Annotated in this window: 14 protein-coding genes; 9 read left to right on the forward strand and 5 right to left on the reverse strand. The window is 58.1% G+C overall.

Features of this window, described 5'->3' with window-relative positions; genetic code table 11:
* Window position 1 precedes the first annotated feature (1 nt).
* The 8 genes from yidC (at window position 2) to HF675_RS23485 (ending at window position 10,086) form a co-directional block, all read left to right on the forward strand.
* Window positions 2-1,639: a membrane protein insertase YidC gene (gene yidC / locus HF675_RS23450; RefSeq protein WP_105233166.1), complete on the forward strand. Its 1,638-nt coding sequence runs from the start codon at window positions 2-4 to the stop codon at window positions 1,637-1,639.
* A 132-nt stretch (window positions 1,640-1,771) separates the two neighbouring features.
* A complete protein-coding gene (mnmE, locus tag HF675_RS23455; RefSeq protein WP_105233165.1) occupies window positions 1,772-3,136 on the forward strand; it encodes a tRNA uridine-5-carboxymethylaminomethyl(34) synthesis GTPase MnmE in 1,365 nt (454 codons plus the stop codon).
* A 47-nt stretch (window positions 3,137-3,183) separates the two neighbouring features.
* Entirely contained in the window at window positions 3,184-4,176 is a 993-nt protein-coding gene (locus HF675_RS23460; RefSeq protein ID WP_111737995.1) for a LacI family DNA-binding transcriptional regulator, read from the forward strand.
* Window positions 4,177-4,309: 133 nt separating this feature from the next.
* Window positions 4,310-5,119, forward strand: coding sequence for an inositol monophosphatase family protein (locus HF675_RS23465; protein ID WP_111737994.1), 810 nt, complete (start codon window positions 4,310-4,312; stop codon window positions 5,117-5,119).
* A gap of 153 nt (window positions 5,120-5,272) precedes the next feature.
* Window positions 5,273-6,637: an MFS transporter gene (locus HF675_RS23470; RefSeq protein WP_105233162.1), complete on the forward strand. Its 1,365-nt coding sequence runs from the start codon at window positions 5,273-5,275 to the stop codon at window positions 6,635-6,637.
* Window positions 6,638-6,685: 48 nt separating this feature from the next.
* A complete protein-coding gene (locus HF675_RS23475) occupies window positions 6,686-7,966 on the forward strand; it encodes a histidine-type phosphatase (RefSeq protein WP_105233161.1) in 1,281 nt (426 codons plus the stop codon).
* Between the two features lie 415 nt (window positions 7,967-8,381).
* Complete coding sequence (locus tag HF675_RS23480; protein ID WP_105233160.1) at window positions 8,382-8,948, forward strand: NADPH-dependent FMN reductase; 567 nt, start codon at window positions 8,382-8,384, stop codon at window positions 8,946-8,948.
* Between the two features lie 94 nt (window positions 8,949-9,042).
* Window positions 9,043-10,086, forward strand: coding sequence for a hypothetical protein (locus HF675_RS23485; protein WP_105233159.1), 1,044 nt, complete (start codon window positions 9,043-9,045; stop codon window positions 10,084-10,086).
* A gap of 48 nt (window positions 10,087-10,134) precedes the next feature.
* Here the strand turns inward: HF675_RS23485 and HF675_RS23490 are convergent, their stop codons facing one another.
* Window positions 10,135-11,472 carry an NCS2 family permease gene (locus HF675_RS23490; protein ID WP_105233158.1) on the reverse strand — a complete coding sequence of 446 codons (1,338 nt, stop codon included), beginning with the start codon at window positions 11,470-11,472 and terminating at the stop codon, window positions 10,135-10,137.
* A 195-nt stretch (window positions 11,473-11,667) separates the two neighbouring features.
* Here HF675_RS23490 and yieH point away from each other — a divergent pair, with 195 nt between their 5' ends.
* Window positions 11,668-12,333, forward strand: coding sequence for a 6-phosphogluconate phosphatase (gene yieH / locus HF675_RS23495; RefSeq protein WP_105233157.1), 666 nt, complete (start codon window positions 11,668-11,670; stop codon window positions 12,331-12,333).
* On the opposite strand, the gene HF675_RS23500 is transcribed toward yieH, so the two are convergent.
* The 4 genes from HF675_RS23500 to HF675_RS23515 form a co-directional block, all read right to left on the reverse strand.
* Window positions 12,330-13,067, reverse strand: a complete 738-nt coding sequence (locus tag HF675_RS23500; RefSeq protein WP_105233156.1) for an amino acid ABC transporter permease — start codon at window positions 13,065-13,067, stop codon at window positions 12,330-12,332. The two genes, yieH and HF675_RS23500, sit on opposite strands and share 4 nt — an antisense overlap.
* 1 nt (window position 13,068) lies before the next feature.
* Window positions 13,069-13,794: an amino acid ABC transporter permease gene (locus HF675_RS23505; RefSeq protein WP_105233155.1), complete on the reverse strand. Its 726-nt coding sequence runs from the start codon at window positions 13,792-13,794 to the stop codon at window positions 13,069-13,071.
* 77 nt (window positions 13,795-13,871) lie between these two features.
* Window positions 13,872-14,711, reverse strand: coding sequence for an ABC transporter substrate-binding protein (locus tag HF675_RS23510; protein WP_187043862.1), 840 nt, complete (start codon window positions 14,709-14,711; stop codon window positions 13,872-13,874).
* A gap of 169 nt (window positions 14,712-14,880) precedes the next feature.
* Entirely contained in the window at window positions 14,881-16,725 is a 1,845-nt protein-coding gene (locus HF675_RS23515; protein WP_111737992.1) for a polyurethanase, read from the reverse strand.
* Window positions 16,726-16,760 lie beyond the last annotated feature (35 nt).

A 16,760-nucleotide genomic window follows, 5' to 3' on the forward strand; every position in this document is an offset into this window, starting at 1 on the left:
GATGGATTCGCAACGCAATCTTCTTCTCATCGCTTTGCTGTTCGTGTCTTTCATGATCTGGCAGGCCTGGCAGACGGACCACGCTCCGCAACCAGCCGCGCAGACCACGACGCAGACCACGAATTCCGCAACCGGTGATGCCACAAGCTCAGGCGTACCCGCCAGCGGCCAAGGTAAACTGATTACCGTTAATACCGACGTGCTGTCGCTGACTATCAACACCCGCGGTGGCGATATCGAGCAGGCTAAACTGTTGGCTTACCCGGATACCCTGGGTTCATCGACTCCATTCCAGCTGCTAGAAACCACACCGTCATTTGTTTATCAGGCGCAAAGCGGCCTGACCGGCAAAAACGGCCCGGATAACCCGGCCAACGGCGAGCGTCCTCTGTATCAGAGCGCACAGGACAGCTATACCCTGGCCGACGGTCAGGACGAGCTGCGCATTCCGCTGACCTTTACCGGCAAAGACGGCGCCGTCTATACCAAGACCTTTGTCCTGAAGCGCAACCACTATGCGGTCGGCGTCGATTACAACATCGACAACAAAGGCTCAACCCCGCTGGAGCTGACCCTGTTCGGCCAGTTGAAGCAGACCACCGAACTGCCTAAGCACCGCGACACCGGCAGCAGCAACTTTGCGCTGCACACCTTCCGCGGCGCGGCGTACTCCACCAGCGACACCAAGTACGAAAAATACGCGTTTGATAAAGACGAGAATCTGAGCGTCTCCACGCAGGGCGGCTGGGTTGCCATGCTGCAGCAGTACTTCGCTACCGCCTGGGTGCCGGCTACGCAGGGTACCAACACCTTCTATACCGCCAAGCTGGGCAATGACCAGTCGGCCATCGGCTTCAAGTCTACGCCGGTAGTGGTGCAGGCCGGCGCACAACAGCAGCTGAACTCGACGCTGTGGGTTGGCCCGGAACTGCAGGACCAAATGGCTGAACTGGCGCCGCATCTCGACCTGACGGTGGATTACGGCTGGCTGTGGTTCATCTCCCAACCGCTGTTCAAGCTGCTGAAGTTCCTGCACAGCTTTATTGGCAACTGGGGCTTCTCGATCATCGTCATCACCTTTATCGTGCGCGGCATCATGTACCCGCTGACCAAAGCGCAGTACACCTCGATGGCGAAAATGCGCATGTTGCAGCCAAAACTGCAGGCGATGCGTGAACGTATCGGCGAAGACAAGCAGCGTATGAGTCAGGAAATGATGGCGCTGTACAAGGCGGAGAAAGTGAACCCGCTGGGCGGCTGCCTGCCTCTGCTGATTCAGATGCCAATCTTCCTGGCGTTGTACTACATGCTGATGGGCTCGGTAGAACTGCGTCACGCGCCGTTCGCGCTGTGGATCCATGACCTGTCGGCGCAGGACCCGTACTACATCCTGCCAATCCTGATGGGCGTGACGATGTTCTTCATCCAGAAGATGTCGCCGACCACCGTGACCGACCCGATGCAGCAGAAGATCATGACCTTCATGCCGGTGATCTTCACCGTGTTCTTCCTGTGGTTCCCGTCCGGTCTGGTGCTGTACTACATCGTCAGTAACCTGGTGACCATCATCCAGCAGCAGCTGATTTATCGCGGCCTGGAAAAACGCGGCCTGCACAGCCGCGACAAGAAAAAGACATAAGCGTATTGTAGGCGTTCGGTTGCCGAACGTTTGCAGTCATCCCAAAAGGCGGTCGCGAGACCGCCTTTTTGTATCTGATATGATGAACAACAGGTTTTTAGCAGCGCAGCTGCCCGTTGAAGGATAAAGGCTATGAATACCACCGATACCATCGTCGCCCAAGCCACCCCGCCGGGACGCGGCGGCGTCGGCATTCTGCGTATCTCCGGCCAGAAAGCTGCCGAGGTCGCCCAGACGCTGCTCGGCAAGCTGCCAAAGCCGCGTTACGCCGACTATCTGCCGTTCCGCGACGCCGACGGCGCTACCCTCGATCAGGGCATTGCGCTGTGGTTCCCGGGGCCGAATTCATTTACCGGCGAAGACGTGCTGGAGCTGCAGGGCCACGGCGGCCCGGTGATCCTTGATTTGCTGCTTAAGCGCGTCCTGGCGCTGCCCGGCGTGCGTATTGCGCAGCCCGGCGAATTCTCCGAGCGCGCCTTCCTGAACGATAAGCTCGATCTGGCGCAGGCGGAGGCGATTGCCGACCTGATCGACGCCAGCTCCGAGCAGGCGGCGCGCTCGGCGATGAACTCGCTGCAGGGCGCTTTTTCCAGCCGTATCCACCAGCTTGTGGAAGCACTTACTCACCTGCGAATCTATGTGGAGGCTGCGATCGACTTCCCGGATGAGGAAATCGACTTCCTTTCTGACGGCAAAATCGAAGCCCAGCTGAACGCGGTGATCGGCGACCTTGACGAAGTACGCGGCGAAGCGCGTCAGGGCAGCCTGCTGCGCGAGGGCATGAAGGTGGTGATCGCCGGCCGGCCAAATGCAGGAAAATCCAGCCTGCTCAATGCGTTAGCCGGTCGTGAAGCGGCCATCGTCACCGATATCGCCGGCACCACCCGCGACGTGCTGCGCGAACATATCCATATCGACGGCATGCCGCTGCACATCATCGACACCGCCGGCCTGCGTGAGGCCAGCGATGAGGTGGAACGTATCGGCATCGAACGCGCCTGGAGCGAGATTGAACAGGCGGATCGGGTGCTGTTTATGGTGGACGGCACCACCACCGGCGCCACCGAACCCGCCGAGATCTGGCCGGAATTTATGGCGCGCCTGCCCGGCAAACTGCCGATCACCGTGGTGCGCAACAAGGCAGACATCACCGGCGAATCGCAGGGCATAACGGAAGTGAATGGTCACTCACTTATTCGCCTGTCGGCGCGAACCGGCGACGGTATCGAGGTGCTGCGCGACCACCTGAAGCAAAGCATGGGCTTCACCAGCAATATGGAAGGCGGCTTCCTGGCCCGCCGCCGCCATCTGCAGGCGCTGGAACTGGCGGCACAGCACCTGCTGCAGGGCAAGGAACAGTTAGTGAGCGCTTACGCGGGTGAGCTATTGGCGGAAGAACTGCGGCAGGCGCAGCTGGCGCTGAGCGAAATCACCGGCGAATTTACCTCCGACGACCTGCTGGGGCGCATCTTCTCCAGCTTCTGTATCGGGAAATAATCAGCGCGAGGCAACAACGCCGCGCCAACCAGCGGGAAACGGCAGTCATGAGTGATGCAAAAAACAGTTGGGTTACCGCCAGCGACGTTGCGCGCCTGGCGGGCGTTTCACGCTCCGCCGTTTCACGCACCTTCACCCCCGGCGCTTCCGTCTCTGAAAAAACGCGCCAGCGGGTAGAAGCGGCCGCCGCCGAGCTGGGTTATCAGGTCAATATCATCGCCCGTTCGATGATTACCGGCAGCAGTAACTTCATCGGCCTGGTCACCGCCGGCTTTGACAACCCTTTCCGCAGTAAACTGCTGGCGCCGCTGACGCACCACCTGACCTTACAGGGGTTTATGCCGCTGCTGATCAATGCCGATGACCCTCAGCAGCTGGAGCCGCAGCTGCGCGAGCTGTTAAGTTACCACGTCGCAGGCGTGATCCTGACCTCCGGCGCCCCGCCGCTGTCGCTGGCGGAAGCATACCTGGCGCGCAAAATCCCGGTGACGCTGATCAACCGCCAGGCGGAGCTGGACGGCGCCGATCAGGTATGCAGCGATAACAGCGACGGCGCGCAGCAGGCCGCGCAGCGCTTGATGCAGCATGGGGTAAAACATCCGGGGTTTATCGGCGAAGACGCCTCCTTCAGCAGCCATCAGCGGCAACAGGCGTTCACCCGCCGGCTCAGCGAGCAACAGTTGACGGTCACCAGCGCGATCTGCCCGCAAGGGGGTTACCAGGCCGGCTGGGAGGCGGCAGCCACGCTGTTGACGCAACGGCCGCAGCTAGACGCCCTGTTTTGCGCCACCGATATGCTGGCCATTGGCGCCATGGATTTTATACGCCGTCATCACCCCGCACGCACGCTGCCGATTATCGGTTTCGACGATATCCCACAGGCAGATTTTTCCGCCTATCAGCTGACCACCCTGCGTCAGGATACGGAAATGCTGGCGCGTACCGCAGTAGACCTGTTGGTCAGCCGCATCCGCCACTTCAATCAGCCGGCGGTGCGCAAAAGCGTCCCCGTCGAGCTTATCGTGCGAGGATCGGCATAAAACGAAAATTATGTTTTATGCGCGAACGATCACGGAATAAACTTTTCACTTTCGCCATTATCCTGTAGCAATCTCGTAACAACACCGTGTTATCATTCTAATTGCACACGTGTGCAAATGCAGCGGAGGGAAAATGGCATCAACATCTGAACAGGATATCGCAGCGCGCTACCGCTTTGCCTGCGACGTTGCGCAACAGGCCGGCAGGCTGGCGTACGATTTTTACCAGCGGCGCCAGCAGCTGGCCGTTGAGCACAAAGGCGGCGACCTGCAGGACGTGGTCAGCCAGGCCGATCGGGAAGTGGAAGCGCTGACGCGTCGTCTGATCGCCCAGCGCTTTCCTCAGGACGACTTTCTCGGGGAAGAGAGCGGCGGCGGCCACGGCACCGCGCCCTACACCTGGGTGGTGGATCCGATCGACGGCACCGCCTGTTTTCTCAACGGATTACATACCTGGTGCGTCTCGATCGGCGTGATCTTCGACGGCGATCCGGTTATCGGCGTGGTTTACGATCCCAACCATCAGGAAATGTTCCACGCCCGGCGCGGCGGCGGCGCCTTTCTCAATCATGCGTCCATCAGCGTGCATCCGGGCCGTTCACTGCGCGATGGCGTGATGGGGGTCGGCACCTCGCACCGCGTGACGCCGGAAGAGTTTGTGCCGTTTGTCAGCCGCCTGTTGCACGCCGGCGGCATGTTTATCCGCAGCGGTTCCGGTGCGCTGATGACCGCTCAGGTCGCCGCCGGCCGATTAATCGGCTATTACGAGCCACATATGAACGCCTGGGACAGCCTGCCCGGCATGCTGCTGGTGCAGGAAGCCGGCGGCGTCACCAATGATTTCCTGGCCGATCGGGGATTACAGAAAGGCAACGTGGCGTTAATGGCCAACGCGGAGATTTATTCCCAGCTGCGTGAATTAATTCAGCAACAGGTTAAATAACCGCTTGCTCGAAAAAATAAATGGAAAGGCAATTTATTCAGATTATGTGCCCTACAGATTAAAATAGTTAAGGACAAATTTCTCTGCCAACGGAATAACCGCAGAGCGCTTAATCGGCGTGTATTTTGCTAATCCGCCTTATGGAGTGAAATTATGTCTGGTATCTTCGCTTATTTTAAAGCGGCGCCGGCCACGCCTTCCCATGGCCCGCTGAATGAGAAAAAATTCCGCCTCCTGCGCGGCCGCACCTTTCTGGCGATGACGGCGGCTTACGTGATGTTTTACGTTTGCCGGCTGTCGTTCACCGTGGCGAAAAGCGCCCTGGTCGACATCGGCATCACCCCCGGCGAATTGGGTATGATCGGTTCCGCCCTGTTTTTCTGCTACGCCATCGGCAAGCTGGTGAACGGGTTCCTGGCCGACCATGCCAACGTCGTGCGTTTTATGAGCCTGGGGCTGCTGTTGAGCGCCGGGATGAACGTTATGATGGGCATGACCACCAACGCGCTGCTGCTGACGCTGTTTTGGGGCATCAACGGCTGGGCGCAGTCCATGGGCGTCGGCCCGTGCGCCGTATCGCTGGCGCGCTGGTACGGCAATAAAGAGCGCGGGACCTTCTACGCCATCTGGTCCACGGCGCACAATATTGGCGAAGCGGTGACCTATATGGCCATCGCCGCGGTGATCGCCGCCTTTGGCTGGCATTTTGGCTATTTCACCACGGCGATGCTCGGCGTCGTGGGCGTGGTGTTAATTTTACTGTTTATGTGCGACTCGCCACAAAGCGCCGGCTATCCGCCGATTGGCGTGATCCGCAACGAACCGGAAGCCCTGTCGGAAGATAAGGGAACGGTGCTGAAAAACCAGCTGTGGTCGCTGCGCAACCCGGCGCTGTGGACGCTGGCGCTGGCCTCGGCCTTTATGTATATCGACCGTTACGCGGTCAACTCCTGGGGCATTTTCTTTTTACAGCAGGCCAAGCACTACACCACGCTGGAAGCCTCCGGCATTATCGGCGTCAACGCCATTGCCGGCATCGCCGGCACCATTATCGCCGGTATCCTGTCCGATCGTATCTTCCCGCGTAACCGCAGCATCATGGCGGGGGCAATCGGCCTGTTAAATACCGCCGGCTTCGCCTTGATGGTGTGGTTTCCGCGTAACGACTACACCGACGTGCTGTCGATGATTATCTTCGGCGCGACGATTGGCGCTCTGACCTGTTTTCTCGGCGGCTTAATCGCGGTGGATATCTCTTCGAAGAAAGCGGCCGGCGCCGCGCTCGGCACCATCGGTATTGCCAGCTATGCCGGCGCCGGACTGGGTGAATGTATTACCGGCGTGATTATCGATCGCACCTCGGTGATTGAAGCAGGTAAAACGCTGTATAATTTTGACACCTTATCGCTGTTTTGGATCGGCGCCGGTTTATTTTCCGCTGCGCTGACATTTATTACCGCCGGCATTGTTGCTCACCGCCAGACAATACATCGGCAAACGCAAATATCCCGTTCATAAAATTAAATAAATAGATTAACCTTAATTAAAAATAGCGAGGAATAAGTCATGTTGCTTTCGCAAAAGGGATGGTCACGCCTGTTATTTGCCGTTGTGCTGGGCGCGGCCTCCTGCGCCAGTCAGGCGGAATCACACTATGTGCTGGAAAAAGTGGTGGAGGTCAGCCGTCATGGCGTCAGGCCGCCGACGCCCGGCAACCGGCAGGCGATGCAGGACGGTACCGATCGCGCCTGGCCGCAATGGACCACCCGCGACGGCGAGCTCACCGGCCACGGCTACGCGGCCGCCGTGCTGAAAGGGCGTTACGAGGCCGAATATTATCGGCGTCAAGGGCTGCTTGAGCGCGGCTGCCCGGCTCCCGGCGCGGTGTACGTCTGGGCCAGCCCGCTGCAACGTACCCGCGCCACCGCTCAGGCGCTGATGGATGGGGCATTTCCCGGCTGCGGCGTGGCGATCCATGCGGTCAGCGACAAGCAGGATCCGTTATTTCAGGCGGATAAAATGGGGCTGACGCCGCTGGACGCGGAAAAAGCCCGGGCGGCGATCCAGCAGGCGATGGGCGGCAGCCCGGAGCAGGCTCAGCAGCGCCTCAGCCGTGACATTGCTCGCCTGCAGGCCGCCGTCTGCCAGCCGAACAAGCCCTGCCCGGCCTTTGAGCAACCCTGGCGCATCGAACGCAAAGAGGACGGCCGCTTCAGCATCACCGGCCTTGGCACCCTGTCTAATATGGCGGAAAGCATTCGCCTGGCATACAGCGAGAACCTGCCCGCCGCGCAGGTGGCCTTCGGCCACGGCGGCAGCGCGTCGGCGATTGCGCCTCTGCTACCCTTGCTCACCGCCCGCTACGATTTTACCAATGACGTACCCTATATCGCCCGGCGCGGCGGTTCGGTATTGCTGAATCAAATAACGCAGGCTTTAGCCTCCGATCGTGCATCGGCTGATGCCCCGCCGCCGGCGCGCTGGCTGTTGTTCGTCGCGCATGACACCAATATCGCCTATCTGCGCACCCTGCTGGGCTTCAGCTGGCAGCAGGATCGGTACCCGCGCGGAAATATTCCGCCGGCCGGCAGTCTGGTGTTTGAGCGCTGGCGCGATAAACAGAGCGGTCAACGCTTTCTGCGCACCTACTTTCAGGCACAGTCGCTCGATCAAATTCGTCGTCTGACGCCGCTGGACGCCCGGACCCCGCCGTTAAAAACCGACCTCAGCCGCCCTGGCTGCCGGCCGTCACCGGTTGGCGTACTGTGCCCCTGGTCTGCATCGTTACACCAACTGCGCGCGGCAATTGACCCGACGGCATTACCGGCGGTGCATTACACGCCGTAATGGCCCGGCGACGTGGCGCACCATGATGCGCCACGTCTTATCGGCCACATCACACAGAAGAAAGACGATGACCAACGCTGGTCGCGCGCGAACCGCCGCTGAAGCGGCTGCCATGCTGGCAGTTTGTCCCGCAGTTCGGGCTGGAAAAAAGCGGTGAAATTGCCGCGCAATCGCAGGTAAAGTCCCTACGTTTCATCAAGTTGACCAGCTTAAACAATTATCACAAAAATAGCGGACTGAAAGAAAAAACAGGACGAAGCAAGCAAAAACACACATTCCCCTCACCATTTTTTCTTGTTTTACCGCAAGAAAAGCGTAGATACGACAAAATCTCACTGTTAACCCTCGGTTATTTGCCATACTATTTAACGGTTGTTCTAAGCTGAATCTGTTCATTAGTCAGGGAGGTATCATCATGTCAGACCAAGCATTAAAGATCGTGACCCTACTAGGCAGCCTGCGTAAAGGCTCTTACAACGCCATCGTAGCCAATACGCTGCCCAAACTGGCGCCGCCAGGCATGGTTATCGAAGCCTTACCCTCCATTCGCGATATCCCGCTTTATGACGCCGACCTGCAGCAGGAAGAAGGATTTCCCGCCACGGTTGAAACCATTGCCGAGAAAATTCGCCAGGCCGACGGCGTCATTATCGTTACGCCGGAATATAACTACTCTGTACCCGGCGGCCTGAAAAACGCCATTGACTGGATTTCACGCCTGCCGAACCAGCCGCTGGCCGGTAAACCCTTGGCGATCCAAACCAGTTCCATGGGGCCGATCGGCGGTGCGCGTTGTCAGTATCACCTGCGGCAGATCATGGTGTTCCTGGATGCGATGGTGATGAACCGGCCCGAATTTATGGGCGGCGTGATTCAAAATAAAGTGGATGAGCAGGCGGGAGAGCTGACCGATCAGGCTACGCTGGATTTTCTGCGCAGCCAGTTAGCCGCATTCCGCGATTATATCGCCCAGTTGCGATAAGGCTTCCTTTTTGGCGTCTTCAAAAACAAAGCACAGAAGACGCCAATAATGGAATGGATATGCCAAAATATTTTTACCTATCAATAATATAATCATGTATTTTTTAATTTTAGCCTTATTAACGGCTTTTAACACCAGTCCTGTCAACGCCACAGAAATGCATTACCCTGCGGGAGAAGAACCGGTTGAACTCCCGACAGACAGCCCGCTGCATAACAAACTGCCCCGTTCGGCACACAGTAAAGAAGATCAGAAAACAGAGGCAATGTCGCTCTACCTGACGCTGATGCGTGAAGATGAACACAGCATCTGGGCGCCTTATCAGCTTGCCGTCTCTTCTGCCGAAAAAGGGCAAACTGAACTGGCGGAACGCTATCTGCAGCTCAGCGCCAAACGCGGCCTGTGGTATTACTACAACTTGCTGGAAGAGGATGCCTTTAACGCCATTCAGCACGGCAAAACCTACCAGTCCATCCTGGCGCAAACCAAAGCCCGCTATCAGCAGCGTGCGCAGCGGCATGAAGGCAAAGCCAGCTATACGCTGCCGCAGGGCGAACCGCCGGCCGGCGGCTGGCCAACGGTGGTGTTCCTGCACGCCTACGGCAAACAGGCCAACATCAGCGCCGAGGAGAAGCTGATGTTCGGCGCCATGGGCGTTGCCTATATCGAGCTGAATGGCACGCAGATGCTGTCGGAAAACAGCTTCCGCTGGTCAAACTACAGCGATGAAAGCACCCACAATATGGTGCAGCGCACCCTGCACGACTTGACGCCGCAGCTCGGGCTGAACCCTCAGGCGGTTTATCTTTTTGGCCGCGGTCAGGGCGCTCTGCACGCCGCCAATCTGCTGGCGAAATATCCTCAGTGTTACTCAGGCGGCCTGCTGGTGGCGCCGGTGGGGGCGATCAAACCGGCAACTCAGAGCCTGGCCGGCAATAAGCGCATCGTCATTGCTTACTACAACCGACAAAAATTTAGTACCCAAGCAATAGCATTAGATTTTTCCGAACTTTTCGGCGCAAAAAATCAGGTGCAGGTACTGCACTTTGAACAGCCGGAAAGCGCTAAACAGAGCTGGCTCGCCCGCTTTGCACAACCGCTGGAGTGGATGCTCGGCAAGACGCCAAGCGCTGAATAGCAAGAGTAATCCGACGGGCCAGCGGCGCCTGGCCCGTCGGATTAACGATCAATGACCGTCAACAAAGACGATTTTCAGGATAAACAGCAGCGCCACCACCAGCACGCAAGGGCTGATTTCACGCCAGCGCCCGGTGCCCAGCTTCATCACGCAGTAAGCAATAAAGCCCAGTGCGATGCCTTCGGTGATCGAGAAGCTAAACGGCATCATCACCGCCGTCACAAAGGCCGGCACCGCTTCGGTCAGATCGCTCCAGGTAACGCGCGCCAGGCTTGAGGTCATCAGCACCCCAACGTAAATCAGCGCGCCCGCCGCCGCATACGACGGCACCATCCCCGCCAGCGGCGACAGGAAAATCACCAGCAGGAACAAAATGCCGGTCACCACCGCGGTCAAACCGGTGCGGCCGCCGACGGAAACGCCGGAGCTGCTTTCAATATAGGCGGTCACGGACGACGTACCGACAAAGGAGCCGGCTACCGAACTGATGCTGTCAACGTACAACGCCTGCTTCATCCGCGGGAACTTGCCTTTTTCATCGGCCAGGCCGGCTTTGTCGGTCACACCGATCAGGGTGCCGGAGGAGTCGAACAGGTTAACCAGCATAAAGGAGAAGATCACCCCGGCCAGGCCAATATTCAGCGCGCCGGCCAGATCGACCTGGCCAACGACGGAAGTGACGCTCGGCGGCATAGAGAACACGCCGCCGTACTGCACATCCCCCAGCGCCCAGCCTATCAGGGTGGTAACGACAATCGACACCAGCACCGCCGCATGGATATTGCGCGAAGCCAGAATGGCGATAATAAAGAAGCCCAGCGCCCCCAACAGCACGCTGTGGGAAGTCAGGTTGCCGACGGTAACCAGCGTATCGGCATTGCCCACCACGATGCCGGCGTTTTTCAGCCCCATCATGGCGATAAACAGGCCGATGCCGCTGGTAATGCCGACGCGCAGGCTCAACGGAATATTGCCGATCATCCAATAGCGAATACGGAAAATGGTCAGCAGCAGCAGGCCGACCGCGCCCCAGAAGATGGCGCCCATGCCCACCTGCCATGAGATGCCCATCGCGCCGACCACCACAAAGGCGAAGAAAGCGTTCAGTCCCATCGCCGGCGCCAGCGCCACCGGCAGGTTGGCAAGCAGGCCCATCAAAATGCTGCCGAACGCGGCGATCAGGCAGGTGGTGACAAATACCGCCTGCGTATCCATCCCTGCCGCGCCCAATATCTGCGGGTTAACGAACACGATATACACCATGGTCAAGAACGTGGTGAAGCCGGCAATCGTTTCCGTACGCACCGTGGTGTCATGTTGCCTGAGCTTAAACACGCGCCCAAGCAAGCCTTGTTCAGCAACAAGGCCGGTTACTGGTTTGGTCATTATCAAGAATTCCGAAGAAGGGAACAGAACGGTCTGCGGGCTATCCTATAACAAAAATTCGGCAATTTGACGTCGTTCGGCGGTTTTTTTCCGTCCTCAGCGCGCAGAGAATCGCTAATCCGTTGATTTATTCGCCGATAGCGTACCGCTTCGGTTAAAGTGGCAGCATTGCTTCCCGATAAGGATATAACAACGATGACCCAGATTGACTGCATCCTATTTGACTGTGACGGTACGCTGGTGGACAGCGAAGTGCTGTGCAGCATGGCCTATGTGCATATGTTCGCCCAGCACGGCATCACGCTGTCCCTGGAAGAGGTATTCAAGAAATACAAAGGCATCAAGCTGTATGAGATTATCGATCGGGTGAACGCCGAGCATGGCGTCACGCTGGCCAGGGACGTGCTGGAACCGCTGTTCCGTCAGGAAGTGGCGCGGCTGTTCGACAGCGAGCTGCAGGAAATTGCCGGCGCGCGCGAACTGCTGGCGCAGATCACCGTTCCGGTCTGCACCGTCTCCAACGGGCCGGTCAGCAAGATGCAGCACTCGCTTGGCCTGACCGGCATGCTAGGCTATTTTGATGACCGATTGTACAGCGGCTACGATCTGCAACGCTGGAAGCCGGACCCGGCGGTGATCTACCACGCGGCGCAGCAGATGAACGTGCCGCTGGAACGCTGCATCATGGTGGATGATTCCCCGGCGGGTGCGCAGGCGGGCATCGCCGCCGGCATTCCGGTCTTTTACTTCTGCGCCGATCCGCATAATCCGCCGATCGATCACCCGCTGGTGACCACGTTCGATGCGCTGACGCAACTGCCGGCGCTGTGGAAACAGCGCGGCTGGCAGCTGACCCGCTAGCCGGCTGCGACGGCCGGCTTGCGCCGCCAATGCCAGAAGCGCCGCGGCGCTTTGCTTTGCGGGCTGAAGCGCTTACCCAGCGCGTTGGCCAGCAGATCGAGCGCCAGGCACAGCACAAAGTAAACCAGCGCCACAAACAGAAAGATCTCCATCGGGTAAACCATGCTGCGATTATTCACCTGGGTTGCCAGAAACGTCAGCTCGCCCACGCCAACGATATAAGCCAGCGAGGTATCTTTAATCAGCGCGATCCACTGGTTGATAAACGACGGCGTCATCATGCGCAGCGCCTGCGGCAGGACGATCAGCCGCAGCGTTTGCCAGCGCGTCAGGCCCAGCGACAGCCCCGCCTGCCACTGGCCGGGCGCAATTGCCAGGATCCCGGCTTTTACCGCATGCGCCAGATAGGCGCCCGCAATCAGCGCCAGCGCGCATACCACGGTGGTGATTGCCGGGATCTCGACGCCGAACACCATGGGCAGCAGGAAGTAGGCCCAGAAGATCAGCATAATCACCGGAATCGCGCGGAAGAACCCCAGCACGGCGGCCAGCAATCCGGCGGCGACGCCGCGCGACATCGCCAGCAGGGTTCCCAGAACGATGCCGATCAACGCCGAAGCGACGCCGGCCATCAAGCTGAGCGCCAGCGTCAGGGCCGCGCCGCCCAGTTCGCCATCCGGCCAGGCTCCCCATAACAGGTAGCCCAGATTGTCGTGAATAACGCGAAAATCCATCTTAATGCCCCCTCTGCAGCCGTCGCTGCTGGCGCCACAGTCCCCAGCCCTCCAGCAGCGCAATAACGGCAATATACAGCAGCGTCGCCACGCCAAACGCCTGGAAGGTACGCAGCGTTTCGGTCTCCACCTGACGTGAGGTATAGGACAGCTCGGCAACGCCAATCGCCATCGTCAGCGAGGAGTTCTTGATAAGATTCATATACTGGCCCAGCAGAGGAGGCAACGCGATATTCAGCGCCTGCGGCAGTACCACATAGCGCATCGCCTGCCAGCGGCCCAACCCCAGCGCGCTGGCCGCCTGCTTCTGTCCCGCGGCGACGCCGCGAATGCCGGCGCGGATCTCTTCGGCAATAAACGCACCGGAATAGAGCGTCAGGCCGACAAAACCGGCGAGGAATTCAAAAGAGGGCCACGTCAGCCAGCCGAGCTGATGCGGCATATTCAGCCACTGCATGGCATTGGCGGGCAGAAGCTGCCCGGCGGCGAAGTACCAGAAAAACAGCTGCACCAGCAACGGCGTATTACGAAACAGTGAACAGTACCCCGTGACCAACCAGCGTAACGGCGCCAGCCCGCTGTCGCGCAGGGCCGCCAGCACAAACCCCAACAGCGTCGCCGCCGTTCCGGCGCAGGCAGACAGCCACAGCGTCAGCAAAAAACCCTGCCACAGCCAGTGTAAATACTGCGGCGCCAGCAGCCAGTCCTCGATGGGTGGCAAATTCATGGTTATCCTCTGGGCTGAGTATGCGCCAAAGGCGCGGCATGCCGCACCTTTGACAGAAACAACGGATGCGCCGTACGTCAGGCTTTAGGCTGCCGATCCAGCGGCGCAATTTTAAACTCGCCGCGCGGCTGGGCCGATTTGCTGTCCGGGCCGAACCAGCGGTTATAAATTTTCACCGCTTCGCCGTCCTGCTCCAGCTTGATCAAGGTGTCATTGATGGTCGTCGTCAGGCGCGTTTCCCCTTTGGGAATGCCGATCCCCTGATACTCTTTGGTGATGCTGAACGGTGAAATTTCAAAGTCGGCCTTTTGCGCCGGCGTCAGGTTGCCGAGCAGCCCCACCAGCTTGGCGTCATCCTGGGTGATCGCCTGTACATTGCCATTGCGCAGAGCAACAAAGGCCAGCGGCGTATCGTCGTAAGAGATCACCTTCGCCGTCGGATAGCGCTCGCGCAGCGTGATCTCCTGCACCGTGCCTTTATCGGCGCCGATACGCAGCGTTTTAATGTCATCCGGCGTTTTCAGTACGCCTTTGCGGGCGATAAACTTCTGCCCGGTGGCGAAATAGGGCACGCTGAAATTCACCGCTTTCGCGCGCTCATCGGTAATGGTGAAGTTAGCGGCGATCAAATCCACCTTTTTCGATGCCAGCAGCGGAATACGGTTAGCCGGGTTGGTGGCGCGCAGTTCAACCTTCACGCCCAGCGCCTTGCCGATAGCCTCGGCAACGTCCACGTCATAGCCCACCAGTTTTTTGCTCTGCGGGTCGATATAGCCGAACGGCGGGTTACTGTCGAACACGGCAACGCGCACCACGCCGGCCTGTATAATATCATCCAGCTTATCCGCCTGGGCGGTCCCGACGGCCAGGCCGCTCAGGCTGGCGAGCAGAGTGAATGCTAAAACGCGCGGTTTCATAAAGGCTCCTAAGTGGTTGATGTCCTGTTGTCAGCTAAGCTAGCAGCCGCCATTTAGGGCTGGAAATAATATAAATCGCTATATTTATAACCATTTTATCTTTATGGCCATTGAGTCTATAAACGGGCATGGCGCCTTTGATGCCACGCCCGCACGCCGGATTATGGCGTTATACCAGCACGATCTGGCTGTTGCTGAGATAATCCAGAGAAACGCCCACCAGCGTGACCTGATTATCGCCGAAGTTAAACACCACATCGTCGTTTTGCTGCGTCGCATACTGACGGAAATCACCGCCCTTATCCTGCGGCGTAAAGAACACCAGCCTGTCGCTCTGACCAAAATCAATCACCTGATCCTGACCAAACTCGCCTTCAAACAGGAAGGTATTGTTCTGGCCGGCGCTGTGCATCACATCATTGCCTCTGCCGCCGACGAACGTCAGGTTACCACTGCTGCTGCCCAGCAGGGTGTCATCACCGTCAAGCCCGAACAGCCAGCGCTGGTTGCCGGCCGCCTGCAGAACATCGTCCGCTTCGCTGCCGATGCCGTGCCGGGTGTAATCAACATGGACATTGCCCACCATCAGCCCGTCATCTTTTACCAGATAATCAACATGCTTCTTGCTGCCGAATACGCCGCTGCTCTGACTGCGCAACGTCTCTACGCTGTTGGCGATGGTAATGGCGCCGGTGCTGTCGCGCAGATAGAGGTTTTCCCCGTCATAAGCCACCTGCGTCTTGGCGATTCCCTGTTGCAGAATCAGGGTGTCATGCCCTTCACCACCGGAGATATAGTTAAACCCGCCGCCGTCGCGGAAGGTATCATTGCCGCCCCCACCTTCCAGGTAATCATTCCCCTTGCCGCCGCCGATCATATCGTTCTTATCCGTCCCGATAATAAAGGTCGTGCCGGTATGTTTTTGCGCCGCAAGATTCAGATCTTCCACCCAGGTTTTACCGCGCATCACATCGGACAGCGTAGAAACAACCACCGTGGAATCCCGATCCATAAACGAATAAAACTCAGAATTAACGATGCGCGACAGTCCGTCACCGTAGGCGAACGGCATATGCGAGATCCAGCTGGGCAGATTTAATATTGATGACGGCAGCATCCCCCAGAATTTCGACGCGTAATAATCGTTAAAATTAACAATATTATTGGTCGCTGATTCATGCGGTTTATCATGAACCCCCAGCGTCGACCAATTAAAACTCGTGCCGTCGAGCACGCGAAATACCGGGTCGTTTTCATAGCCAATATTCAGCACCTTACCATCGCCCTCATGCTGAGTCGGCGAAGCAAAAGCCAGATATTTTGAGTTTGAATAAAAGCCGCCCCAATAGTCTTCACTTAAAAAGGCCAGACTATTGGTCGCCAGACCGCCAAGGCTATGGCCGGTGATCGTCACATCCTCGCCGCTCAGGCCGTTTGCCGCGGCAAACTTGGCCACGTCGGCCAGTAAACGACCGAAGGCGTTCAACGCGAAATTGTTCGAGAACGAGGCCGGCCCCAGGCCGGCAACCAGATCGTGGATCGCATCGCCAATGGTGTCGGTAATCAGCGTTTCACGCGGGCCGCTGGTGCCGCGAAACGCGACGCCCAGGCCGATTAATTTCCCCTCGCTGTCGTATTTGCCCAGCACTTCCGCCTGGGAGGTTTTGTACTTCCAGGATTCGCCATAATACGTGCCCAGCTTATCGGTTTTACCCTGGTACCCCAGCTGTTCAGCGCTAATCACCTGCCAGCCGGCGGCATTGATCTTATCCAGCGCCTGCTGTTCGGAATTGGGGTTCCACGGCAACCCCGGCACAATGCCCTGCGACTGGGAATTGCCGACCAGCGCGGTGAGCAGCGTGAGCGGCAACCCCAGGTTAAAACCATAATGTTGATAACCGTAGGCTAAGCCATCATCCAGATTATGGTAGCTATACATAGTCATGGCTAATGCATCGGAGAATAATTCCTGCGATTCAGCATCGCTCAAGCCTTTATAATTAAAAATACCCATACAAATTCCTTTTTTATTTGTATTTTATATTTCCA

The sequence above is a fragment of the Serratia sp. JUb9 genome (genome assembly GCF_014298095.1).
Taxonomy (GTDB): Bacteria; Pseudomonadota; Gammaproteobacteria; order Enterobacterales; family Enterobacteriaceae; genus Serratia_B; species Serratia_B rhizosphaerae.